This is a genomic window from Bifidobacterium castoris, from assembly GCF_003952025.1.
GTDB lineage: Bacteria > Actinomycetota > Actinomycetes > Actinomycetales > Bifidobacteriaceae > Bifidobacterium > Bifidobacterium castoris.
The window spans coordinates 156,624-177,786 of sequence record NZ_QXGI01000004.1 but is presented as its reverse complement, the minus strand read 5'-3'; the positions used below and the strand labels follow the sequence as shown (position 1 = coordinate 177,786).

Here is a 21,163-nt window from a genome sequence, read left to right as displayed (position 1 = left end):
GACGATGTTGCGTATCGGATTAAGGGATACCAAGGCGCATTTCCGCCGTTTCATCATGTCGATCATCGCGATCGCGCTCGGCGTCGCGTTCGTCGTCGGATCGTTCTGCTTCCGCGAGATGCTCAACGACCAGGTCGCGCAGATGATGGGCTCGAACTCGGACGCCGACGTCTACGTGCGCGGCGCGACCGAACAGAAGAAAGACGGAGAGGACAGCCTCGGCTCCTACAACAGCAGCTACAACGAGATCAGCACCGACGTCATCGCCGACATCGAGAAGGTCGACGGCGTCGTCAGCGCCGATGCGACGCGTCAGCTGGGCAACGCCGTACTGCTCGACCACAACGGCGACGCGATGACGACGATCGGCGCGCCGACGCTCGTCATCGGCTTCGACACGGACGATCCGTGGCGCTCGGCGCATTTCGTCTCCGGCGAATACCCGCAGACGGACGACGAGATCGCGCTGCTTAAGGACACCGCGGACAAGGCTGGACTCAAGACCGGCGACACGGCGAAGCTCGTCATCGACGGCGAGGTGCATGAGATGACGGTCTCAGGCGTCTTCACGACCGCATCCTCCGAGCTCGGCGCGATCCTTATCCTCGCGCGTCCGAGCTTCGTCGAGCATACGCTGCAGCAGGAAGGCGAGGACACGTCGAGCGTCCAGTTCATCGGCGTCTACGGTGACAAGACGACGCCGCTCGACGAGCAGGCGCAGCAGCGACTCGCCGACCGCATCAACAAGGAGCTGCCGGAGAGCGCCGACGCGCACGCCGTGACCGGCGACTCGGTGCGCGACGACGCGACGAAGAGCATCCAGGACCAGCTCGGCTTCATCCAGCCGCTGATCCTCATCTTCGCGGCGATCGCGTTGTTCGTCGGCGCGTTCATCATCGCGAACACGTTCACGATGATCGTGCGCGAATCGATGCGCGGCTACGCGTTGCTGCGCTCGGTCGGCGCCTCGCCGCTGCAGGTGTTCGCGAGCGTGCTCGTCCAGGCCGTCATCCTCGGCATCGTCGGCTCCGGCATCGGCGTTCTGCTCGGCTGGGGCCTGCTCGAGGCGATCGCGAAGGGCATGACGAGCGGCGGCATGCCGCTGTCCGGCTCGCCAGCGCCGTCGGCGACCGATGTGGTCGTCGGCGTCATCGTCGGCGTCGTCGTGACGATCATCGGCGCGACGCTGCCGGCCAAGACGGCCGCGACCGCTCCCCCGATCCAGGCGATGAACGAGACGGTCAATCCCGAGAAGCCGGTCAGGACCCGCGGATGGATCGGCATCGTCATGGTCGCCGTCGGCGCCGCGTGGTGGACGCTGTGCTACCTCGACGCCGCGAAGCGCGTGGATTGGCAGTGGCTCAAGGACATGGGCTCCGGCTGGACGCTCGGCCTCGGCGCCGGATTCGTCGTCATCGGCGCGATCGTCTGCGCACCGGCCTTCGTCGCGCCCGCCGCGAAGGTCCTCGGCTGGCTCCCGTCGAAGACGTTCCCGGTCACCGGCAAGCTCGCGACGCGCAACATCGGCCGTGCGAAGCGACGCACCGCGAACACGGCGGCCGCGCTGTTCATCGGCGTCGCGATCGTCAGCTGCCTCGGCGTCGTCGCCTCCTCGATGAAGACATCGGTGAACAACCTCGTCGACAACAACGTGAACGCCGACTATGTGGCGATGACGGCGAGCATGACGCAGCCGATCTCCACGAAGGCCGTCGACGCGATCGAGGACACCGACGGCGTCGGCGCTTCATCGGCCGTATACATGCTGCCGACCGTGGAGGCGACGAATGCCGGCAAGGACGTCATGACGGCCGCGATCAAAACCGATCTGCTCACGAAGCTCGCCCCGATCGAAAGCCAGGAAGGCGACGCGGCCAAGGCGATCGATGACGGCGACGCCGCGATCGGCCGTACCGTCGCCGATGACGAACACTGGAAGGTCGGCGATATGATCGACCTCGAATCGGAGAACACAATCGTCGACGAAGAGGCCACGAAGCAGGCCTCCGAGGCGTACCAGAAGCAGATCGAGGAGCAGGCGACGGCGCTGCAGGCCGAAGCGCAGCGACTGGCCGCCTCCGGTGACGTCTCCGGCGCCCAAGCCAAGGCGAAGGAGGCCGAGGACGTCGTCAAGCAGGCGCAGGGCGTCGATCCGAAGCAGTTCGTCAAGACGAAGACCGAAACGAGGAAGGAGCAGGTCAGGATCGGCGCGATCATTGACGATTCCCTGTACTCGAACAGCATCTTCATATCATTGCCGACGGCCGAGAAGATCACCGGCAAGGACATGATGATGGTCACGCAGATGTACGTGCAGGCGAAGCCCGGCGCGGACGTCGCGAAGCTCGGCGAGGAACTGAAGAAGACCGTGAAGCCGTTCTACACGGTCTCGGTCCTTAATCGCGACGAATTCAAGTCGTCGATGAGCTCGATGATCAACTCGATGCTCGCGATCATCTACGCACTGCTCGCACTGTCGATCATCATCGCGGTCTTCGGCATCGTCAACACCCTCGCGCTCAACGTGTCCGAACGCACGAAGGAGATCGGCCTGCTGCGCGCGATCGGCACGTCGAACGGCCAGGTGCGCGGCATGCTCGCGATCGAGGCGGTCATCCTCTCGGTGTTCGGCACGCTCGCCGGCATCGTCGTCGGCGTGGCGGCCGGCGTCGTGATCCGCATAGCCTACGAGTCGCAGGGCATGACGACGTTGACGATCCCGTGGGACCAGCTCGTGCTGTTCCTCGTCGCCGCGATCCTCGTCGGCCTTGTCGCCAGCATCTCGCCGGCGCGCCGTGCGCTCAAGCAGCCGGTGCTTGACGCCGTCGCCAGCGAATAGCGACGACCGGCCCGCAGCAACGCAATGGGGAGGGCGCGTCCATCATGATGATGGACGCGCCCTCCCCATTGCGTCCCCTGGTGATTGCGTCTCCTAGCGGCGTCCGATCCGCCGATCCGCACCAGTCGCGCAGGCGATCAGGCGGGCCACGTTCGAGGCGCAGCGCTCGAGGTTCGCCTCCCCGGAGGCGAGCGCCTGCTCCAGGCTCTGCGCGCCGGGAACGATGCCGAACACGGCGTCGATGCCCTCGCCGTACAGCTCTCCGATGCCGTCTCCCACATTCCCGGCGAGCGCCACGACCGTGCAGTGCGGCGCGGCCTCTTTGACGGCATGGACCACGCCGATCGGCGTCTTGCCGTACCGCGTCTGGCCGTCGATGCCGCCTTCGCCGGTGAAGCACCAATCCGCGCCGACCGCCAGTTCCTTGAGACCGGTCGCCTCCACCACGAGGGAGACGCCCGATTGCATCTGCGCGCCGGTGAACGCCAGGAAGCCAGCGCCAAGGCCTCCGGCGGCCCCGGCCCCGGGCACGCTGCGCACGTCACGCCCAAGATCGCGCGCCGCGATGGACGCGTAATGGCGCAACGCCGCGTCGAGTTCGGCCACCGTCGCGGCGTCGGCGCCCTTCTGGGGTCCGAAGACCGCCGACGCGCCCTGCGGGCCGGTCAACGGATTCGTCACGTCGGAGGCCAGACGGATGTCGGCCGTCGCGATCCGTGGATCCAGATCGGAGACGTCGATCGAGTCAAGGCCGGCGAGCGCCGCGCCGCCGAAGGGCAGCTCCTCGCCGCCGGCGTCAAGCAGATGCGCGCCGAGCGCCTGCGCCATGCCCGCACCCCCGTCGTTCGTGGCCGAGCCGCCAAGGCCGATGATGAACGTCGTGACGCCACGGTCGAGCGCGTCGCGGATGAGCTCGCCCACGCCGTAGGTGGTCGTGACGCGCGGGTCGCGGGTCGTCTCGTCCACATAGCCGATGCCGCTGGCGGCCGCCATCTCGATGATCGCCGTGCGGCAGTCGCCGAGCATGCCGTACTGCGCGCGTACCGGTGCGCCCAGCGGCCCGGTCACCGTCGCCTCGAGCATCGTGCCGCCGGTGGCGTCCACGAGCGACCGCACGGTGCCCTCGCCGCCATCGGCCATCGGCACGAGCAGGCATTCGGCGTCGGGCAGCACGCCGCGTACGCCGCGTTCGATCGCCTCGCACGCCTGCCGGGCGCTCATGCATCCTTTGAAGGAATCGGGAGCGATGATGATTTTCATGATGGGTCCTCTCTATTAAGTCGCGTCTATCGGATCATGCGATTCGTTCACCAGACGATCGTGAGCAGCGTGGCCGCGACCGTCATCGTCAGGCCGACGGCCGCTTCGAAGGGGACGACCTTCATGCGCTCGCCGATGGTCATGTTCATCGACTTCGCGGTGACGTGGAAGTAGTTGCCCTGCGGCAGCGCGTCGATGACGGTCGCGCCCGCCTGCATCGTGATCGCCGCCGCGGCCGGCGCCGTGCCGAAGCTCAGGATCGTGTCTCCGAACGAACCGGCGGCGAGGATGACGCCGGTCGAGGTGGACGCCGTGGCCGCGGCCATCAGGATGCCGGAGATCGGCGCCAGCAGCGATCCGGGCACGCCCATCATGTTGATCAGGTCGACGATCCGCTGCGGCAGGTCGGAGGCGGAGATCAGGCCGCCGATCGTGCCGGCGCCGATCAGGATCATCACGACGTTGACCATGCGCCCGATGCCGGACTTCGTGTACTCGAGCACATGGGGGCCCTTGCGCATCGCGAGCAGCCCGACGATCGCGGCGAAGGGCAGGATGTACAGCGCATCGATCTGCAGATGTTCGAGCCATGCGACATGCGTCATCGAGCCGATGGGGCCGAGCATCAGCAGCACGACGGCCGTCACCGGCGCCACCAGCGCGCTGTGCAGGCTCGGCAGGTCGGATTCGGCGAGCTCGGCCTTCTCTTGGGCGTCCAGGTCTCTCAGGGACACCGGCGTGCTCCTGTGCTGCATGATTGACGCGAGCAGCACCGCCATCGCCAGGCCGCACAGCGCGGGCACGAAGCTGCCCACCATCACATCGGCGAGTTCGACGTGGAATCCCGACGCCGCGGCGATCGCGTTCGGATTCGGCGAGATGATGTTGCCGGCCTTGCCGCCGCCCGACAGCGCGACCAGCAGGGCGAGCTTCGAGATGTGCAGCTTCGAGCCCACCTCGATCGCGATCGGCGCGACGATCAGCACGGCCACCGGGATGAACACGCCGATCGCGCAGATGATCATCGTGGCGAACGCGAGTGCGAAGATCGCCAGCTTGTCCCCCATCGTGCCGACGATGGCGCGGGAGATGCGTTCGGCCGCGCCCGATTCCATCATGACGCCGGCGAGCACGCCCGCCGCGAGCACGCGCAGCACCGTTCCCATCACGCTCTGGGAGCCCGAGACGACGATGTTCACCGTGTCCGCGAAGGAGGCGCCACCGAGCAGGCAGCCGACAAGCGCGCCGAGCAGCAACGCATACGTCGCGTTGAGCTTACGCAGAATCAGCACGATCGCGAGCGCCAGACCTATGAGCGCGGCCCACCAGTGCAATGTCCCGTCCATGAGCACACCTTTCTACCGAGGGACATCGTCTCATCGACGTCGATGGACGATATTCCATGGAATAGCCGACCGTGCGCGTTGCGGCAGCGTCATCGCTGACCGCCGCGGCCGCGTCCGGTTTTACGAACAGTTCCCATTATTGGCATGACGCATCGTGCCGGTGCTGTTCCGCATTACAGGAAACCCCGGAGGATCCGCTCCGCGAATTGGTATGCGTACCAATTACCATTTACCATCGGAAACCATGGAGATCGACGAGACCATCGCCGCGACGATCGTGGCCAACATCAAGGGAGTGCTGCGGCACGAGATCAACCTGTTCGACACCCATGGGACCGTCATCGCGAGCACCGACGCGTCGCGTATCGGGCACTACCATGAGGCGGCCGCCATCGCGGCGGCGTCCCGGCGCAGCGTCGTCGTGGACGACGACCACCCCTACCGGGGCGCGAGGAACGGCGTCAATTCGCCGGTGCTGATCGACGGCAGCGTCGCCGCCGTCATCGGCGTGACCGGCGAGCGGGAAAGCGTCGAATCGTTCGGCGATGTGATCGTCAAGATGACCGAGATCCTGCTGCATGAGAACATCGAGCAGACGGCGCGCTACAACCGGCGCATCCTCGAGACCAACCTGATCAACCAGCTGATCGGCGCGCATCAGGACACCGAGCTCATCCGTTACCTCAGCGCGGCGTTGGAATGGGACATGCGCGCACGCCATTGCGTCGCGATCGGCAGACTTGTGCATGAGGACGGTGACGTGGTGCTGTTGCCGCAGCGGCATCTGCAACGGATCGACGACGCCATCTACACGGCGGACGCCGACGAATGCTGTCTGATGCTCGGCCCGTCGCACAACGTCGAGGACACGCTGCGCGCGCTTGCCGAACGCTTCGCCGACGACGGCGCGCATATCGTCTTCGGCGTCGGCGAGCCCACCGACGACCTTCCCCGTCTGCCCCACTGCTACCGCCATGCGCGGCTCGCGCTCGATTGGCAACGGTTCGCCGGCGGCGAACGCATCGTCCACGCCGACCGGCTCGACTACGGCCTGCTGCTGCCGTCGATGCGGCCCGACCGCATGGTGCAGTTCGTCGAGCGTGTGTTCTGCGGCCTCGACGAGGCCGCTATCGAGCGGCACCGCGGCACCTTCGAGGCATATACGCGGTTCAACGGCAGCATCACCCATGCCGCCCAGTCGCTGTTCATCCATAAGAACACGATGCAGAACCACCTCAACGCCATCGCGAAGGACACCGGCTACAATCCACGTACATTGCATGATTACGCGGTGCTCGACATGGCGTTCCGCGTGCACGACTACCTGCGCTTCGCCGGCGTCGCGTCACGCGGCGCCGACGGGCGCGGAACGGAGAAACGATGAGACTTCCCGAACACATCCCCCCCGGGGCGCGCGTCGTCGTGCGCCTCTACGCGGGGGTCGACGAACGTACCGGGCGCATGCAGTACCGCGACGTCGTTGGCCATGTCCGCTCATGGGACGGCACGACGCTCGAGCTGACGCGCGACGCGGCCGCGAACGGCTCGAGGCCGGCGCAGGACGTCAGCATACGCCCCGAGCAGATCGCCGTCCTCAAGCCGGTGCCGGAGCGGCCGGTCAGATCGTGAACTGGCGTTCGGCGAGCGCGTGGTGGCCGGACGTGAACCGGACGATGTGCTCGCCGCGCTTCGCCGAGTCGAGCAGGTCGCGACGCCAGTCGTCGGCGCTGATCTTCAGCGTCGTGAACACCGTCTGCGTCTCGCCGGTCTCGCACGCCGCACGCTGCTTCGCCTTATAGTCGCGATACGGCTGGCCTTCCGTGAAGAAGCCGTGGATCGCCGTCGAATCGCCGTCGTGGAGCGCGTCGGCGATGGACTGCAGCCGCAGCGCCATCGTACGCAGCAGCTCCTCGACGTTGCCGGCGTTCTCGACGACCATCGCCGCCGTGCGCTCCGGGTCGGTGAGCGCGACGCGCGTCATGTCGCGCCATGAGCCTGCGGACAGCGCCGCCGCGATGTTGCGGTCCGCGCTCGCGGTCAGCTCGTTGATGAGCGCCGTCGAGACGACGTGCGGCATGTGCGAGATCAGCGAGGCCGCGCGGTCGTGCGTCGTGTCGTCGATGACGATCATCGTGTTGCGCAGTCCGCGCGTGATCATGCCGGCGACCTGCACGATGCGCGCGTATTCGGTGTGGCTGTCGTAGGTGAGCGCCCACAGCGCGTTCTCGAAGATCGACGGATCGGCGGCCGACCATCCGGAATGCTCGTTGCCGGTCATCGGGTGCGCGCCGACGTAGCAGTCGGTGATGCCGGCGGCGTGCACCTGCTCGCGCACAAGCCCCTTGACGCTGCCGACGTCGGTGAGCGTCGTGCGCGCCGGGTCTATGATCGGCCTGATCGTCTCGAGGATCTTCGGCATCGCGACGAGCGGGTTGCACAGCACGATGACGTCCGGATGCTCGGCGACGAGCTCCTCGAGGCCGTCCTTGCAGTCGATGCCGGCGGCGCGCGCAGCCGCGTACGGGTGCGGACGGTGGTTCCACGCGCTCACATGGACGCCCGCCGAGCGCAGGCGCAGCGCGAGCGAACCGCCGATGAGCCCGAGCCCGACGATCGCGATGTGCCGTGGGCATTCGATGCCCTCCGGCCCGATGGCCGGCATCGTCGCCGTCGCCTCGATCGTTGCCTCCGTCATCTCGACGCAGGCGGCTACCTCTTCTACCACAGCAGCTCCTTTCGCATCGTCGCACCGTCGCTTCGGGAAGCGGACGATGCCCCGTTGGCCTCCATAGTGCATCGTACCCCGCCTTGCGGAAGCATCCATTCGTCCACCGGAGGATGCGGTCTCTCGCGGCGCGGATAGACGGCGAGCGTCTTGATCCAGTCGCCATGCTCGATGATTTCGGCGAGCAGCGCGCGGAAGCGCGGCTCCCACGGCGCCGCGTCGAGCGTCGCGATGAAGCTGTAGGTGCCGTCATGGCCCTTGATCGGCCGCGAGATGAAGCTCGTCATGTTGAGTCCGGCGTCTCGGATCGCGTCGAGCGCGTCGGCGAGGACGCCCGGACCGGTCGCCAACGGGATGAAGGTGAGGATCGATTCGAATTCGGCGACGCCTCGCGCGCATGCGGACTCGAGTTCGGCGCGCGCGTCGGCGCGCCGCGCGATGACGAGGAACTCGGTGCGCGCGCCTTGGAAATCCTCGACGTGGCGCGCCACGCGCCGCAGCCCGTACAGCCTCCCGCAGATCTCGGGGCCGAAGGCGATGCGGCCGTCGGCGAGGTCGCGGCAGGCGGCCGCGTTCGAGGCCGCCGGCACCTCGCGCAGCCGATGGGCCTGCGTGAAGCGGCGGCATTGCGCCAGGCCGTGCGGATGCGCGGCCGCGCTCGCGCAGACGCGGCAGACGGCGTCGAGCTCGGATTCGCCGTCCCTGCGAGACGCCATCGCCTGCCTATGGGTCGCCTGCGTGACGAAGGCGCAGAAGGTCACGTCGACGCCGACGCGCGCGAAGCCGGCGACGTCCCGCGCGTCGATGAGCATATCGAGGTTCGGCACGACGTAGCCTTCGACGTTGTTCTCCCAGGCGACGACGCCCCAGCCACTGCCCTCGCCGACGGCGCGCACGATCGACGCCGCGTCGGCGCACGGCTCCAGCATGATGTCGCCGGCGGCGCCGGTTCCGGCGAGCAGCCGCGACGCCTCGAGCGCGGCCTGATGTGTGAAGGTGCCCTCCGGGCCCAGATAATACAGCCGGCGCATGCCCGTCACACGGCCTTCCTGGCGGCGGCGCCGGACGCCATGCCCGTGGTGACGCGGAACCATCGCGACGGGCACACAAGCAGCACGACCTGGACGATGAGCGAGCCGTACAGCCAGATGTAGCCCGCATGCTGCGACCACCACGGGATCGCCGCCGAATGGAAGCCGACCGGCAGCATCAGGTCGCCGCCGGGACCCGGCATCGCCATGCACCAGACGGCCAGATAGGAGACGCTCAGATGCAGCGCCAAACCGAGGACGCCGCCGCGCGCGCGGGCGCACCATGCGGAAGCGCCGATGAGGACGAACGCGAGCACAAGGCCGTAGGGCACGTTCGCCGACGCGCCCATGCGGTGCGCGAGCGTGCCGAGCACGCCCGCCGCGATGGCGCTGGCGATCGTGACGAGGCTGCGGACGAAGGCGTTCTGCCGGTGACTCCACGGCAGGTCGTCGCGGCGTCGCGCGGCGTCGCGCGGGCGCTTCGGATTGGGGTCGGTGGTGCTCATAGCACCCAGTGTAGGCGCAGCGCACGAAGACCCGTGACGGATTCGGCGCCACGACGACGGGGACCCGCACATCATGCGCGGGTCCCCGTCAGGTCGCATGCCGTCGGCGACGGCTCACTTCGCGTTCTGCGCGTTGTTGTTCGCGCGGCGCTGCTTGGCGCGCCACTTGTACCAATCCTCGCGGTTGAGGATGATCTTGCGCACGCGGATCGACTCCGGCGTGACCTCGACGCACTCGTCCTCGTTCGCGAAGTCGAGCGACTCCTCAAGGCTCATCCTGATCGGCGGCGTCAGCGTCTCGAGCACGTCGGCCGTCGCCGAGCGCATGTTCGTCATGTGCTTGGCGAGCGTGATGTTGACGTCGAGCTCGTCGGGCTTGTTGTTGACGCCGACGACCTGGCCTTCGTAGACCGGCGACTGCGGATCGACGAAGAAGTTGCCGCGCGCCTGCAGGCGTTGCATCGCGTACGGCGTGGCGACGCCCTGGCGGTCGGAGACCATCGAGCCGTTCTGGCGGGTGACGATCTGGCCGGCCCACGGCGCGTAGCCCGCGGACAGCGACGACGAGATGCCAGTGCCGCGCGTCGCGCTCAGCAGCGCGGTGCGGAACCCGATGAGGCCGCGCGACGGGACCGTGAACTGCAGGCGGATCCAGCCGGAGCCGTGGTTGGACATCGACTCCATGCGGCCCTTGCGGTCGGCCATCAGCTGCGTGACGGTGCCCATGTACTCCTCCGGCACGTCGATCGTCGTCGACTCCATCGGCTCGCACAGCTGCCCGTCGATCGTCTTCGTGACGACCTGCGGGCGGCCGACGGTCAGCTCGTAGCCCTCGCGGCGCATCTGCTCGGCGAGGACGGCGAGCGCGAGTTCGCCTCGGCCCTGCACCTCCCAGGCGTCCGGGCGTTCGGTCGGCAGCACCTTGATCGAGACGTTGCCGATGAGCTCGCGGTCGAGACGGTCCTTGATCATGCGGGCGGTCAGCTTGTGGTCCTTGCCCTCGGTGCCGGCGAGCGGCGAGTCGTTCGTGCCGAAAGTCATCGAGATCGCCGGGTCGTCGACATGGATGAGCGGCAGCGGACGCGGGTCGTTCGGGTCGACGATCGTCTCGCCGATCATGATGTCGTTGACGCCGGCGACGGCGACGATGTCGCCGGGACCGGCCGACTCCACCGGCAGGCGGTCGAGGCCCTGCGTGCGCAGCAGCTCGGAGACGCGGAAGTTCTCGATCGAGCCGTCGACGCGCGACAGGCCGTAGGTCTTGCCCTTCTCGAGGTTGCCGTTGTAGATGCGCACGAGGCCGAGGCGGCCCAGGAAGTCGGAGGAGTCGATGTTCGCCACATGCGCCTGCAGCGGCGCGTCCGGGTCGTATTCGGGCGCTGGGATGTTCTTGATGATCGAATCGAACAGCGGCTCGAGGTTGTCGTTGTCGGGCAGCTCGCCGTTCGCGGGCTGGTCCGTCGAGGCGTAGCCCACCTTGGCGGCGCAGTAGATGACCGGCAGGTCGAGCAGCGAATCGAGGTCGAGGTCGACGCCCTCCTCGATGACGTCCTGCGCGAGGCCGAGCAGCAGGTCGGAGGCCTCGCCCACCACTTCCTCGATGCGCGCGTCGGGACGGTCGACCTTGTTCACGCACAGGATGACCGGCAGCTTCGCCTCGAGCGCCTTGCGCAGCACGAAACGGGTCTGCGGCAGCGGGCCTTCGGAGGCGTCGACGAGCAGCACGACGCCGTCGACCATCGAGATGCCGCGTTCGACCTCGCCGCCGAAGTCGGCGTGGCCCGGGGTGTCGATGACGTTGATCGTGATGCCTTCCGGATGCCCGTACTTCTCGGCGAGCGGACCGGTGTATTCCACGGCCGTGTTCTTCGCGAGGATCGTGATGCCCTTCTCACGTTCGAGGTCGTTGGAATCCATCACGCGATCGGGGACTTCCTCGCGTTCGTTGAATACATGGGACTGCTGAAGCATTGCGTTGACGAGCGTGGTCTTGCCGTGGTCGACGTGAGCCACAATTGCCACATTACGAATATCGCCGCGAACCGCCATGAATGTTTTCTCCTAAAGCCATTGATTTCCTGCGTAACCGTGCCGAACCCCCGACGGGCTCGCCATTCGTGCGCAAACCATCAACATGGTACGCGACGATGCTGACACGGCATATGCAGACCCGGCGTCCGACTTCGCGGCGCCCGGCGGCAAGGACGGACGCGAAAACGGCCGCCCCGTCCGGATCCGCCGCAGCTGGCGGGCGATCCGGACATAGGCGGCCGCACGGCGCGCGAGGTCAGTCGTCGAGCGTCTCGCCGGTCTTCTCGGGAAGGAAGAGCGCGGCGACGCATGCGAGGACGAACGCGACGGCGAAGACGACGAAGGCGACCGATTTGTCGCCGCCGGCCATCGACAGGAACCACGGCACGAGCAGCGGCGCGATGATCGCGGCCACGCGGCCGCATGCGGCGGCGGCGCCCGAGGCCGCGCCGCGCAGACGCGTCGGGTAGATCTCCGGCGTGACCGCGTAGAGCACGCCCCATGCGCCGAGGTTCGACGCCGACAGCAGCATGCCGAAGACGAGCACCTGCGTCGCGTTCGCCGAGCGCGAGAACAGGAACGCGGCGAGCGCGGAGACGGCGAGGAACACGCTCAGCGTGCGGCGTCGGCCCCAGCGTTCGACGAGCCATGCGGCGAGGAAGTAGCCGGGCAGCTGCGCGAGCGAGATCGCCAGCGTGTATCCGAAGGACTTCGTCAGCGAGCCGAACTGGTCGGCGAGCAGGCTCGGCATCCACGTGAAGGCGCCGTAGTACGAGAAGTTGACGAAGAACCACGTGGCCCAGATCGCCACCGTCACGCCGAGGTAGCGGCTGCCGAACAGTTCGCGGGTGCGGATCTTCGGCAGCTTGACGGCCTTGCGGCTCTCGACCGGCTCGACGCCGCTCGCCGCCTCGAAGTAACGCACCGAACGCTCGGCCTCCCCGTCGCGGCCCTGCGCCTCGAGGAAGCGGACCGATTCGGGCAACTGGCGACGCGCGACGATCGCGTAGAGCAGCGGCAGCGCGCCGATGAGCAGCGCCCAGCGCCAGCCCCAGTCGCCGGTGTTCGGGATGACGAAGTAGCCGATGGCCGCCGCGACGATCCAGCCGACGGCCCAGAACGATTCGAGAAGCACCGTGATGCGGCCGCGCTGCGCCGCCGGCGAGAATTCGGAGACGAGCGTCGAGGCGACCGGCAGTTCGGCGCCGAGCCCCAGGCCGATGACGAAGCGCGCGGCGAGCAGCATCGCGAGCGTCCACGAGAACGCCATCGCGCCGTTGGCGACGCCGAAGACGATCATCGTCGCCGTGAACACGGTCTTGCGCCCCCAACGGTCGGCGAACCAGCCGCCGAGCGCCGCGCCGAGCGCCATGCCGATGAAGCCGATCGACAGCACCCACGACTTCTGCACGGAGTCGAGGTTGAAGTGGGGGTCGGCGGCGATCGCGGCGACGACGAAGGAGACGAGGCCGACGTCCATCGCGTCGAAGGCCCAGCCGATGCCCGAGGCGACGAGCAGCTTGCGGTGCGCGCGGTTGAACGGAAGACGGTCGAGGCGTTCGTTGCGTGTGAGCGGCGCGCCATCGGCGCCGGCTCGCCTGCGCGGCGGCCGCGGCTGCGCGCTCGCGCCTCGCGAGGGCACAGTGATTGGTCGTTCTGCAGCGGTCATTGGTACCTCCCATGTGCTGCGGGTGATTGGTGTAATGTCGTATGGACGGAAGCGGTCGATGACGGCCCGTATGCCGCGCGACGCCGGTCGCGGACGTTCACGGCCGCATGTCGGTCGTCAGCGCGGAAAGCGCGCCGGCATGCCCATGCGAGGCAGGCGCCGCGGCGGCGATCCTCGACAACTCGCCGGCGTCGAAGCCCTGCGGCAGCGATCCGTCGTCCGCCGGCGCATCGGCGTCGGCACGGAAGCGGTAGAGCGCGGCCGGACGCTGGCGGCCGACGCGGCGGCGCTCGCCGGTCTCCTCGAGCATCCCCGAGGCGAGCGTGCGGCGTCGGAAGTTGGCCAGGTCGATCGGCCGGCCCTCGACCGCCTCGCTCACGGCGTGCAGTTCGCGCAGCGTGAAGGTCGCGCCGACGAGTTCGCGCACGACCTTGGGCATGTCGAGGCGATGGCGCAGCCGCCAGATCGCATAGTCGACGATGCGGCGGTGGTCGAAGGCGAGATCGGGAAGCGCGTCGTCGGCGAACCAGGCCACGTTGTGCCTCGGCTCGAGCGAGGCGACGTCCACCTGCCCGACGAGCGCCCAGTAGCAGATCGAGACCATCGGCACTCCCCCGCGTGAACGCTCGGGGTCGCCGAAGGTGTACAGCTGCTCAAGGTAGCCCGGATGCAGGTCGGTCGTCGACGCGAGCGTCTCGTATGCGGACCGTTCGAGCGAACGGCACGCCCTGAGCGGACCGCCGGGCAGCGCCCACGCGCCGAGGAACGGCTCGCGGACGCGGCGCACGAGCGGCAACCACAGACGCCGGCGATCGCCGTCGTCGGCCGGCCCGAGCGCGAGGATGACCGACGTGACGCCCACCTGGGGCGCCTCGTCGCGACGTTCGCTGACGTTGCCGATGCCCATCGTCCACGCTCCTCCATGTCCATGCGCGCGTGCGCGGTCGAAGTCCCGTGCGCCGCGCGCCCACCGTCAGCGTATCACTTATAGTCAATATGACTATAAGTGATGCCCATATAGTGGTCGATGCCGCGGACGCCGTGCGGGAGCCCTGTGCGGCGCACGGCGCAAGGACGACGAAGACTCCGCGCCCACGATCGTTGCCGTGGGCGCGGAGCCTTCGTCGTCCTTGCGCCGCCGCTACGCGATGATCCCCTTCGCGATGAGCTCGCGCGCGACCTCGCGGTATTCGCGCGCCGTCTTGTGGTTGTGCGCGTAGTAGGTGATCGGCGCCGCGGCGACGTTCGCGTCGGGCAGCTTGATCGACCTCGAGATGACCGAGTGGAACACCTTGTCCCCGAAGGCCTCGTAGATGCGCTGCACGACCTCGTCGCAGTGCAGCGTGTGCGTGTACATCGTCACGAGCACACCGAAGACCTCGAGTCCTGGGTTGATGCGCGCCTGCACCTTCTCGATCGACTGCATCAGCAGCGCGACGCCGCGCAGCGCGAAGAACTCGGCGGCCACCGGGATGATGACGCCGTCCGCCGCGGTCAGCGCGTTGACGGTGAGCAGGCCGAGCGAGGGCTGGCAGTCGATGATGATCGCGTCGTACTCCTTGATGACCGGCCGCAGCACGCTCGCGAGGATCTGCTCACGGCCGACCTCGGTCACGAGCTGCACCTCGGCGGCCGACAGGTCGATGTTCGCCGGGATGATGTCGAGTCCGGCGAACTTCGTCGGCTGGATGATGTCGTGCACGTCGATCCTCGGATTGAACAACGCCGTGTAGATCGTGTTGTCGAGCACGTTCGCGTTGATGCCCAGGCCCACCGTCGCGGCGCCCTGCGGGTCGAAGTCGACGATGAGCACGCGCCTGCCGTATTGCGCGAGCGCGCCGGCGATGTTGATCGAGCTCGTCGTCTTGCCTACGCCGCCCTTCTGGTTGCACATGGCGATGACCCGCGCCGGACCGTGCTGCTGCAACGGCTCGGGTACCGGGAAGGTCTCGTATTCTCGTCCAAGCAAATCCGTAGGCATACCGCTCACTTTATATCAGGTCATGCATTTGCCGACGACGCCGGCGCATCGGCGACGTCCTGTCTTCATAAATGCCCAGTGTACCGCTTCATGCGCACCACGACCGGCTATTTGGCGCGTGGATGAGCGGTGATGTACGTCTCGATGAGAGCTTCGGGGCTGATGTGCGTGTAGATCTGCGTCGTCTTGACCGACGCGTGCCCGAGCAGCTCCTGCACGGTGCGCACGTCCGCGCCGCCCTGGATGAGGTGCGTCGCGAACGAATGCCGCAATGTGTGCGGGTGCAGCGGACGCGTGATGCGAGCGCGCTCGCCTGTGCGGCGCATGATCTCCCACACCGACTGGCGCGACAGGCGACGGCCGCGCAGGTTCAGGAAGGTCGCGCGCAGCTCCGGCGTCCCCTTCGCCTTCTCCTGCAGCGGCGTGCGGCCGCATCTGAGGTAGGCGTCCAGCGCTTCGCGCGCGTAATCACCGAAGGGCACGAGCCGCTGCTTGTCGCCCTTGCCGGTCAGGCGCACGACCTGTTCGTCGAAGTCGAAGTCGTCGAGGTTCGTGCCGACGGCCTCGCTCACGCGGCAGCCGGTCGCGTACATGAACTCGAGCAGCGCGGCGTCGCGCAACCCGGCGGCGTCGTCCATGCTCTCGGGCTGCGCCGCCCTGAGCAGCGCAGCGACCTCGTCCACGTCGAGCACGTCCGGCAGCGTCGAGGCGGCCTTCGGCGCCTTCACCTGCCGCGAGACGTCGTCGTCGACGAGGTGCTCGCCGAGCATGAACCGGTGGAACATGTGCACGCTCGCGAGGTGCCTCGCGCGGCTCGTCGCGCTCTGTCCGTCGATGGCGAGCGACTGTATGAAGGCCTCGACGTGCAGCGGCGTGATCGCGCGCGCATCGTCGATGCCACGCGCGTCGAGCCACTGCAGATAACGGTCGAGGTCACGCTCGTAGGCCTCGACGGTGGCCTTCGCCAGCCCGCGTTCGACGTCGATGCTCGCGAGGAACTTCGCTTCCGCCATCCGCAGCCCGTCCGTCATCCGACCCTCCTTCGCCGATCCCGTCCGTGCACGCCGGCCCCGTGCCGGCGACGCGCATGCATATATACGCCGATAGCCACCGCCATGGTACGGCCATGCCGCCTCCGCCGGCATTCGGAGACGTTCCTTGGGTGAGCCCACGCGCAGAATGCCGTCTGCGGCAGCCGACACGGCATCCATAGCTGACCTCACCCACAGGATGCCGCAGGAATCCGCAGACGATCGGCCGGCGCGACGGCAGACGTCGGCTATACGAAGAGCCGAACCCGCGCGAGGCTGGGTTCGGCTCTTGCGACGTATGCGACGCGCCGGCTCATCGTCCGATGTCCCGGCGCGCCCGCTTGGCGTCTTCGGTTCAGGCGGCGACCGGAGCGTTGACGTCCTCGGGCAGTGCGGCCTTCGCCTGCTCGACGATCGTCTTGAACGTATCCGGATCGTTCACCGCGAGGTCGGCAAGCGCACGGCGGTCGAGCTCGATGCCGGCGAGGCGCAGGCCCTGGATGAAGCGGTTGTAGGTGATGCCTTCGTTGCGGACGGCGATGTTGATGCGCTGGATCCACAGCTTGCGGAAGTCGCCCTTGCGCGCCTTGCGGTCACGGTAGTTGTAGTTGAAGGAGTGCAGCAGCTGTTCCTTCGCCTTGCGGTACAGGCGGGAACGCTGGCCGCGGTAGCCCGAGGCCCTATCGAGTACCGTACGACGCTTCTTGTGGGCGTTCACTGCGCGCTTGACACGTGCCATTGTTGTTCCTCAGCTTTCTTTCTTGAAACGATCTCGACTTGCCGGTCTCAGCCCAGCAGGCCCTTCATCTTCTTGGCCTGCGACGTCGGCAGAACGGAGTCGCGCTTCAGGTCGCGGCGCTTGTGAGCGGACTTGTGCTCGAGGTTGTGGCGCATGCCGCAGCCAGCGTGCATGAGCTTACCGGAACCGGTCACACGAACGCGCTTGGCGGCCGCGGTCTTTGTCTTCATCTTCGGCATTGCTGCCCTCCTTGTTGTTACTTCGTTGCTGAAGTCTCGGTTGCTTCGGCGACGACGGCTTGTGCTTCCTTCGCCTCCTGGGCCTTGGCCTCCTGCTTGGCGGCGAGGCGCGCGGCCTGGCGCGCCTGACGTTCGGCGCGGGATTCCGCTCCGCGACGGCGCTGCTCGGACTGCGTGTGCACCTTCTTGCCCTTCGGGGCGAGGGTCATGATGATGTTGCGGCCCTCCTGCTTCGGCGCGGATTCGATCGTGCCCGATTCCGCGACTTCGTCGGCGAGGCGCTGCAGCAGCTCGACGCCGCCGATCGGACGCGACTGTTCGCGGCCGCGCAGCATGATCGTGACCTTGACTTTGTCGCCGCCGTTGAGGAAGCGCTCGACATGGCCCTTCTTGACCTCGAAGTCGTGTTCGTCGATCTTGAGGCGGAAACGGATCTCCTTGATTTCCGCGGTGCTCTGGTTGCGGCGCGCTTCGCGCTGCTTGATCTTCTCGTTGTACTTGAACTTGCCGTAGTCGATCAGCTTGGCAACCGGAGGCTTCGCGTTGGGTGCCACCTCGACGAGATCGAGGTTCGCTTCCTTGGCCAGGTTCAGTGCGACGGAAGTCGCGATGACCCCCACCTGCTCGCCGTTCGGTCCGATAAGGCGCACCTGTGAGACGCGAATCTCGTCGTTAATGCGTGGTTCGTCGCTAATGATGACTCCAATCCTATGGTTTCCTGCAGTGGTCGCGCCATCCGCGCCGTCATCATACTTGGTTCATGGGCACCAAGGAACATCGCCGACGATCGACGCGCCGTTCCCTGCCGCGCGGCACCGTGCGGACATGCCGTCCACCGTGCGCACGCAGCGCCCACACCGCGAACCGCCGCGCGCAGGCCGTGCCTATGACCCGAAGTCATGACGGACTTCCAGGTGGGTTTCCCACTTTCTTGATTTCTCAAGCCTGAACGATAATACCACACCCCCGGACTTTCGCGACACGGGTATGCCGGGGACGCGCAACCACGGCGCACTTGCCGGCGGAACGCCCGGGCACGATCCAGACGGCGGCGGTGAGCACGTCCGTGGCTATCATCGAGATCATATCAGCGAGGGAATCGAGGAACCATGCCGCAGCCATCATCGCCGTCACGCCCGTCGTCGCCGGTCTGCGTCGTCTTCGCCGCCGGCGACTACTACGGCGCGCCGATCGCCGTGCCGCGGGGCGCCTTCGTCGTCGCCGCGGACGGCGGCTACGACCATGCGCGCGCGCTCGGCGTGGATGTGGACGTCGTCGTCGGCGACTTCGACTCGACCTCCACGCCGCGCGTCGCGATCGGCGCGCGCACCGTCGCGCTGCCTTCGGAAAAGGACGACCCGGATCTGCTGAGCGCGCTGAAGATCGGATGGAGGCACGGCGCGCGCGAGTTCCACGTCCACGGCGCACTCGGAGGCCGCGTCGACCATACGATCTCGAACATCCAGCAGACCGCGCTCGTCGCGGCGCACGGCGGCATCATGTATCTGCACGGCGACGGCCGCGTCGTCACGGCGGTCGCAGACGCCGCCCTCGAGTTCCCGGCGCACGCCGTGCCGTCGACGCAGTACGTCTCGGTGTTCTCGCACACCGACGTCGCGCGGGGCGTGTGCGAGGACGGCCTCAAATACCGGCTCGACGACGCGAGGATGACGAACCTCGAGGTCAACGGCCTGAGCAACGAGTTCGTCGACGGCCTCGGGTCGCGCATCAGCGTGGCCCAAGGCGTCCTGATCGTCGTCTTCGACGACGCGGCGCCGACGCCCGCGCTCGTCGGCGCGCGGGCGCACGGCGACCTCGGCGAGCCGTCGATAGAGGTCACGCCCGCGCTCGTCAGACGCTGACGGCCGGGCCGCCTCGGCGGCGGCTTCGCGTACAGCGCGGCGTGCATACGTTTGCAAGCAATCACAACGCTTTGCCGGCGCGCGAGGAATGGCCTAAGTCAAGCAAAGCCACTACAGTGAAGGTGTTGGTTAACCAAGCCGAAGGGCGTGAGAACGCCCCGAAGCTGTCCCCAAGGGAGAAACTACATGACAGTTAAGATTGGTATCAACGGTTTCGGCCGCATCGGTCGCCTCGCGTTCCGCCGCATCTTCGAGCTGCAGGAGAAGGGCGGCGAAGCCGCCGACATCGAGGTCACCGCGATCAACGATCTGACCTCGCCGGCCGCTCTCGCCTACCTGCTCAAGTACGACAGCACCCACGGCGTCTTCAAGCACGTCGACGGCACCCCGGTCGACGTCAAGGCCACCGACACCGCCATCGTCGTCGATGGCAAGGAATACCCGGTCTACGCCGAGCGCGACGCGCGCGACCTCAAGTGGGTCGCCAACGACGGCGTCGAGTTCGTGCTCGAGTGCACCGGCTTCTACACCTCCGCCGAGAAGTCCCAGGCCCACCTGGACGCCGGCGCCAAGAAGGTCCTCATCTCCGCCCCGGCGAAGGACGAAACCACCCCGACCGTCGTCTTCGGCGTCAACCACGACATCCTCAAGAAGGACGACAACATCGTCTCCGCAGGCTCCTGCACGACCAACTCGATGGCCGCGATGGTCAAGCTTCTCAACGACAAGTGGGGCATCAAGGCCGGCTTCATGACCACGATCCACGCCTACACCGGCACCCAGATGATCCTGGACGGCCCGCGCGGCAACAAGAGCGGCCGTGCGCTGCGCGCCGCCGCGATCAACACGATCCCGCATTCGACCGGCGCTGCGAAGGCGATCGGCAAGGTCGTCCCGGAGGTCAACGGCAAGCTGCAGGGCCATGCCCAGCGCGTGCAGGTCCCGGACGGCTCGATCACCGAGCTGTTCACCGTCCTCGACAAGGACGCGACCGTCGACGAGATCAACGCCGCGTTCAAGGACGCGTTCGAGGATTGCGCCTACTACGGCTACAACGATGACGAGATCGTCTCCGGCGACATCGTCGGCGACACCCACGGCGGCGTCTTCGATCCGACGCAGACCGACGTCAACACCGTCGACGGCGTGACGATGGCCCGCACCGTTGCCTTCTACGACAACGAGTACGGCTTCACGTCGAACATGGTGCGCACGCTCGAGTACTTCGCCGAGATCTCCGAGTGAACCGGCGATGATGCCCGCTGAACGGCATCGTTGACGACAGGGGGCTTTTCGCCGATGCGAGAAGCCCCCCTTCTTCGTTGCCGTGCACCGGTCCTACACTGGTGCGCATGGGCAAGAAGAAGCACAAGGCGGCCGCGACGCCGGCGATCGCGCAGTTGGAACAGGCGGGCGTCGCGTTCACGATCCACGAATACGAACACAGCAACGACGACGCGGAGGGATACGGCCTCGAGGCGGCGCGCAAGCTCGGCTACGACGAGCGGCAGGTATTCAAGACGCTGATGGCGGACACCGGCGACGAGCGCGTCATCGGCGTCGTGCCGGTCAACGGCCACATGAGCCTCAAGGAGCTCGCGCACGCCGTCGGCGCGAAGAAGGCGGAGATGGCCGACCCGAAGGTCGCGATGCGTGAAAGCGGCTACGTCGTCGGCGGCATCTCCCCGCTCGGCCAGAAGACGCGGCACAGGACCGTGCTCGACGCCTCGGCGATGGACTTCGACGTCATCCTCGTCTCCGGCGGCAGACGCGGCCTGAGCCTCGGCGTCGATCCGCACGATCTGGCCGACGTGCTCGACGCGGCCGTCGCGCCGATCGGCACGACGAACAAATCGTACTGAGCCGCACCGAACGCTTATGTGACGCCGCGCGCGCAGCGTCAC

General features: G+C 67.3%; 19 protein-coding genes. 6 read left to right on the top strand and 13 right to left on the bottom strand.

Annotated elements, in window-relative coordinates:
• The first annotated feature begins 4 nt into the window (after positions 1-4).
• Positions 5-2,839: an ABC transporter permease gene (locus D2E22_RS06305; RefSeq protein WP_126032244.1), complete on the top strand. Its 2,835-nt coding sequence runs from the start codon at positions 5-7 to the stop codon at positions 2,837-2,839.
• Between the two features lie 93 nt (positions 2,840-2,932).
• Here the strand turns inward: D2E22_RS06305 and D2E22_RS06300 are convergent, their stop codons facing one another.
• Both D2E22_RS06300 and D2E22_RS06295 read right to left on the bottom strand, forming a co-directional pair.
• Positions 2,933-4,099, bottom strand: coding sequence for a glycerate kinase (locus tag D2E22_RS06300; RefSeq protein WP_126032243.1), 1,167 nt, complete (start codon positions 4,097-4,099; stop codon positions 2,933-2,935).
• Between the two features lie 47 nt (positions 4,100-4,146).
• Positions 4,147-5,445, bottom strand: a complete 1,299-nt coding sequence (locus D2E22_RS06295) for a GntP family permease (RefSeq protein ID WP_126032242.1) — start codon at positions 5,443-5,445, stop codon at positions 4,147-4,149.
• A 244-nt stretch (positions 5,446-5,689) separates the two neighbouring features.
• Between D2E22_RS06295 and D2E22_RS06290 the strand changes: the two genes are divergently transcribed.
• Together D2E22_RS06290 and D2E22_RS06285 are read left to right on the top strand one after the other, a co-directional pair.
• Entirely contained in the window at positions 5,690-6,829 is a 1,140-nt protein-coding gene (locus D2E22_RS06290; protein WP_164518438.1) for a CdaR family transcriptional regulator, read from the top strand.
• Positions 6,826-7,074, top strand: a complete 249-nt coding sequence (locus D2E22_RS06285; protein WP_126032240.1) for a DUF6725 family protein — start codon at positions 6,826-6,828, stop codon at positions 7,072-7,074. The genes D2E22_RS06290 and D2E22_RS06285 overlap by 4 nt, the downstream gene beginning before the upstream one ends.
• Here the strand turns inward: D2E22_RS06285 and D2E22_RS06280 are convergent.
• The 11 genes from D2E22_RS06280 to infC all read right to left on the bottom strand — a co-directional run bounded on the left by D2E22_RS06280 (position 7,064) and on the right by infC (position 18,104).
• Positions 7,064-8,107, bottom strand: a complete 1,044-nt coding sequence (locus D2E22_RS06280; RefSeq protein ID WP_241218270.1) for a prephenate dehydrogenase — start codon at positions 8,105-8,107, stop codon at positions 7,064-7,066. The genes D2E22_RS06285 and D2E22_RS06280 overlap by 11 nt on opposite strands.
• A gap of 56 nt (positions 8,108-8,163) precedes the next feature.
• Positions 8,164-9,201, bottom strand: a complete 1,038-nt coding sequence (locus D2E22_RS06275) for a prephenate dehydratase (protein ID WP_126032303.1) — start codon at positions 9,199-9,201, stop codon at positions 8,164-8,166.
• A gap of 5 nt (positions 9,202-9,206) precedes the next feature.
• Complete coding sequence (locus tag D2E22_RS06270) at positions 9,207-9,707, bottom strand: alcohol dehydrogenase (RefSeq protein WP_126032239.1); 501 nt, start codon at positions 9,705-9,707, stop codon at positions 9,207-9,209.
• A 114-nt stretch (positions 9,708-9,821) separates the two neighbouring features.
• Complete coding sequence (gene typA, locus D2E22_RS06265) at positions 9,822-11,756, bottom strand: translational GTPase TypA (protein WP_126032238.1); 1,935 nt, start codon at positions 11,754-11,756, stop codon at positions 9,822-9,824.
• Positions 11,757-11,994: 238 nt separating this feature from the next.
• Entirely contained in the window at positions 11,995-13,407 is a 1,413-nt protein-coding gene (locus tag D2E22_RS06260; protein ID WP_126032237.1) for an MFS transporter, read from the bottom strand.
• A 97-nt stretch (positions 13,408-13,504) separates the two neighbouring features.
• Entirely contained in the window at positions 13,505-14,314 is an 810-nt protein-coding gene (locus D2E22_RS06255; RefSeq protein WP_241218250.1) for an NUDIX hydrolase, read from the bottom strand.
• A gap of 234 nt (positions 14,315-14,548) precedes the next feature.
• Complete coding sequence (locus D2E22_RS06250) at positions 14,549-15,388, bottom strand: ParA family protein (RefSeq protein WP_126032236.1); 840 nt, start codon at positions 15,386-15,388, stop codon at positions 14,549-14,551.
• Positions 15,389-15,495: 107 nt separating this feature from the next.
• A complete protein-coding gene (gene xerD / locus D2E22_RS06245; protein WP_126032235.1) occupies positions 15,496-16,419 on the bottom strand; it encodes a site-specific tyrosine recombinase XerD in 924 nt (307 codons plus the stop codon).
• 355 nt (positions 16,420-16,774) lie between these two features.
• Complete coding sequence (rplT, locus tag D2E22_RS06240; RefSeq protein WP_095613567.1) at positions 16,775-17,158, bottom strand: 50S ribosomal protein L20; 384 nt, start codon at positions 17,156-17,158, stop codon at positions 16,775-16,777.
• A gap of 47 nt (positions 17,159-17,205) precedes the next feature.
• Entirely contained in the window at positions 17,206-17,397 is a 192-nt protein-coding gene (gene rpmI, locus D2E22_RS06235) for a 50S ribosomal protein L35 (protein ID WP_095613566.1), read from the bottom strand.
• Between the two features lie 17 nt (positions 17,398-17,414).
• Positions 17,415-18,104 (bottom strand): translation initiation factor IF-3, encoded by a 690-nt coding sequence (gene infC, locus D2E22_RS06230; RefSeq protein WP_026645145.1) that lies wholly within the window; start codon positions 18,102-18,104, stop codon positions 17,415-17,417.
• Between the two features lie 402 nt (positions 18,105-18,506).
• Between infC and D2E22_RS06225 the strand changes: the two genes are divergently transcribed.
• The 3 genes from D2E22_RS06225 to ybaK all read left to right on the top strand — a co-directional run bounded on the left by D2E22_RS06225 (position 18,507) and on the right by ybaK (position 21,121).
• Positions 18,507-19,259 carry a thiamine diphosphokinase gene (locus tag D2E22_RS06225; RefSeq protein ID WP_126032234.1) on the top strand — a complete coding sequence of 251 codons (753 nt, stop codon included), beginning with the start codon at positions 18,507-18,509 and terminating at the stop codon, positions 19,257-19,259.
• 186 nt (positions 19,260-19,445) lie between these two features.
• Positions 19,446-20,504, top strand: a complete 1,059-nt coding sequence (gene gap, locus D2E22_RS06220; protein WP_095613388.1) for a type I glyceraldehyde-3-phosphate dehydrogenase — start codon at positions 19,446-19,448, stop codon at positions 20,502-20,504.
• Positions 20,505-20,611: 107 nt separating this feature from the next.
• Positions 20,612-21,121: a Cys-tRNA(Pro) deacylase gene (gene ybaK / locus D2E22_RS06215; protein ID WP_126032233.1), complete on the top strand. Its 510-nt coding sequence runs from the start codon at positions 20,612-20,614 to the stop codon at positions 21,119-21,121.
• Positions 21,122-21,163: the final 42 nt, after the last annotated feature.

What these genes read in the sequence shown, in the direction of transcription:
- D2E22_RS06305 (WP_126032244.1), top strand. Translation starts at nt 5, where the DNA reads ATGTTGCGTATCGGATTAAGGGATACCAAGGCGCATTTCCGCCGTTTC.
- D2E22_RS06300 (WP_126032243.1), bottom strand. Translation starts at nt 4,099, where the DNA reads ATGAAAATCATCATCGCTCCCGATTCCTTCAAAGGATGCATGAGCGCC.
- D2E22_RS06295 (WP_126032242.1), bottom strand. Translation starts at nt 5,445, where the DNA reads ATGGACGGGACATTGCACTGGTGGGCCGCGCTCATAGGTCTGGCGCTC.
- D2E22_RS06290 (WP_164518438.1), top strand. Translation starts at nt 5,690, where the DNA reads ATGGAGATCGACGAGACCATCGCCGCGACGATCGTGGCCAACATCAAG.
- D2E22_RS06285 (WP_126032240.1), top strand. Translation starts at nt 6,826, where the DNA reads ATGAGACTTCCCGAACACATCCCCCCCGGGGCGCGCGTCGTCGTGCGC.
- D2E22_RS06280 (WP_241218270.1), bottom strand. Translation starts at nt 8,107, where the DNA reads ATGCCGGCCATCGGGCCGGAGGGCATCGAATGCCCACGGCACATCGCG.
- D2E22_RS06275 (WP_126032303.1), bottom strand. Translation starts at nt 9,201, where the DNA reads ATGCGCCGGCTGTATTATCTGGGCCCGGAGGGCACCTTCACACATCAG.
- D2E22_RS06270 (WP_126032239.1), bottom strand. Translation starts at nt 9,707, where the DNA reads ATGAGCACCACCGACCCCAATCCGAAGCGCCCGCGCGACGCCGCGCGA.
- typA (WP_126032238.1), bottom strand. Translation starts at nt 11,756, where the DNA reads ATGGCGGTTCGCGGCGATATTCGTAATGTGGCAATTGTGGCTCACGTC.
- D2E22_RS06260 (WP_126032237.1), bottom strand. Translation starts at nt 13,407, where the DNA reads ATGACCGCTGCAGAACGACCAATCACTGTGCCCTCGCGAGGCGCGAGC.
- D2E22_RS06255 (WP_241218250.1), bottom strand. Translation starts at nt 14,314, where the DNA reads ATGGGCATCGGCAACGTCAGCGAACGTCGCGACGAGGCGCCCCAGGTG.
- D2E22_RS06250 (WP_126032236.1), bottom strand. Translation starts at nt 15,388, where the DNA reads ATGCCTACGGATTTGCTTGGACGAGAATACGAGACCTTCCCGGTACCC.
- xerD (WP_126032235.1), bottom strand. Translation starts at nt 16,419, where the DNA reads ATGACGGACGGGCTGCGGATGGCGGAAGCGAAGTTCCTCGCGAGCATC.
- rplT (WP_095613567.1), bottom strand. Translation starts at nt 17,158, where the DNA reads ATGGCACGTGTCAAGCGCGCAGTGAACGCCCACAAGAAGCGTCGTACG.
- rpmI (WP_095613566.1), bottom strand. Translation starts at nt 17,397, where the DNA reads ATGCCGAAGATGAAGACAAAGACCGCGGCCGCCAAGCGCGTTCGTGTG.
- D2E22_RS06225 (WP_126032234.1), top strand. Translation starts at nt 18,507, where the DNA reads ATGCCGCAGCCATCATCGCCGTCACGCCCGTCGTCGCCGGTCTGCGTC.
- gap (WP_095613388.1), top strand. Translation starts at nt 19,446, where the DNA reads ATGACAGTTAAGATTGGTATCAACGGTTTCGGCCGCATCGGTCGCCTC.
- ybaK (WP_126032233.1), top strand. Translation starts at nt 20,612, where the DNA reads ATGGGCAAGAAGAAGCACAAGGCGGCCGCGACGCCGGCGATCGCGCAG.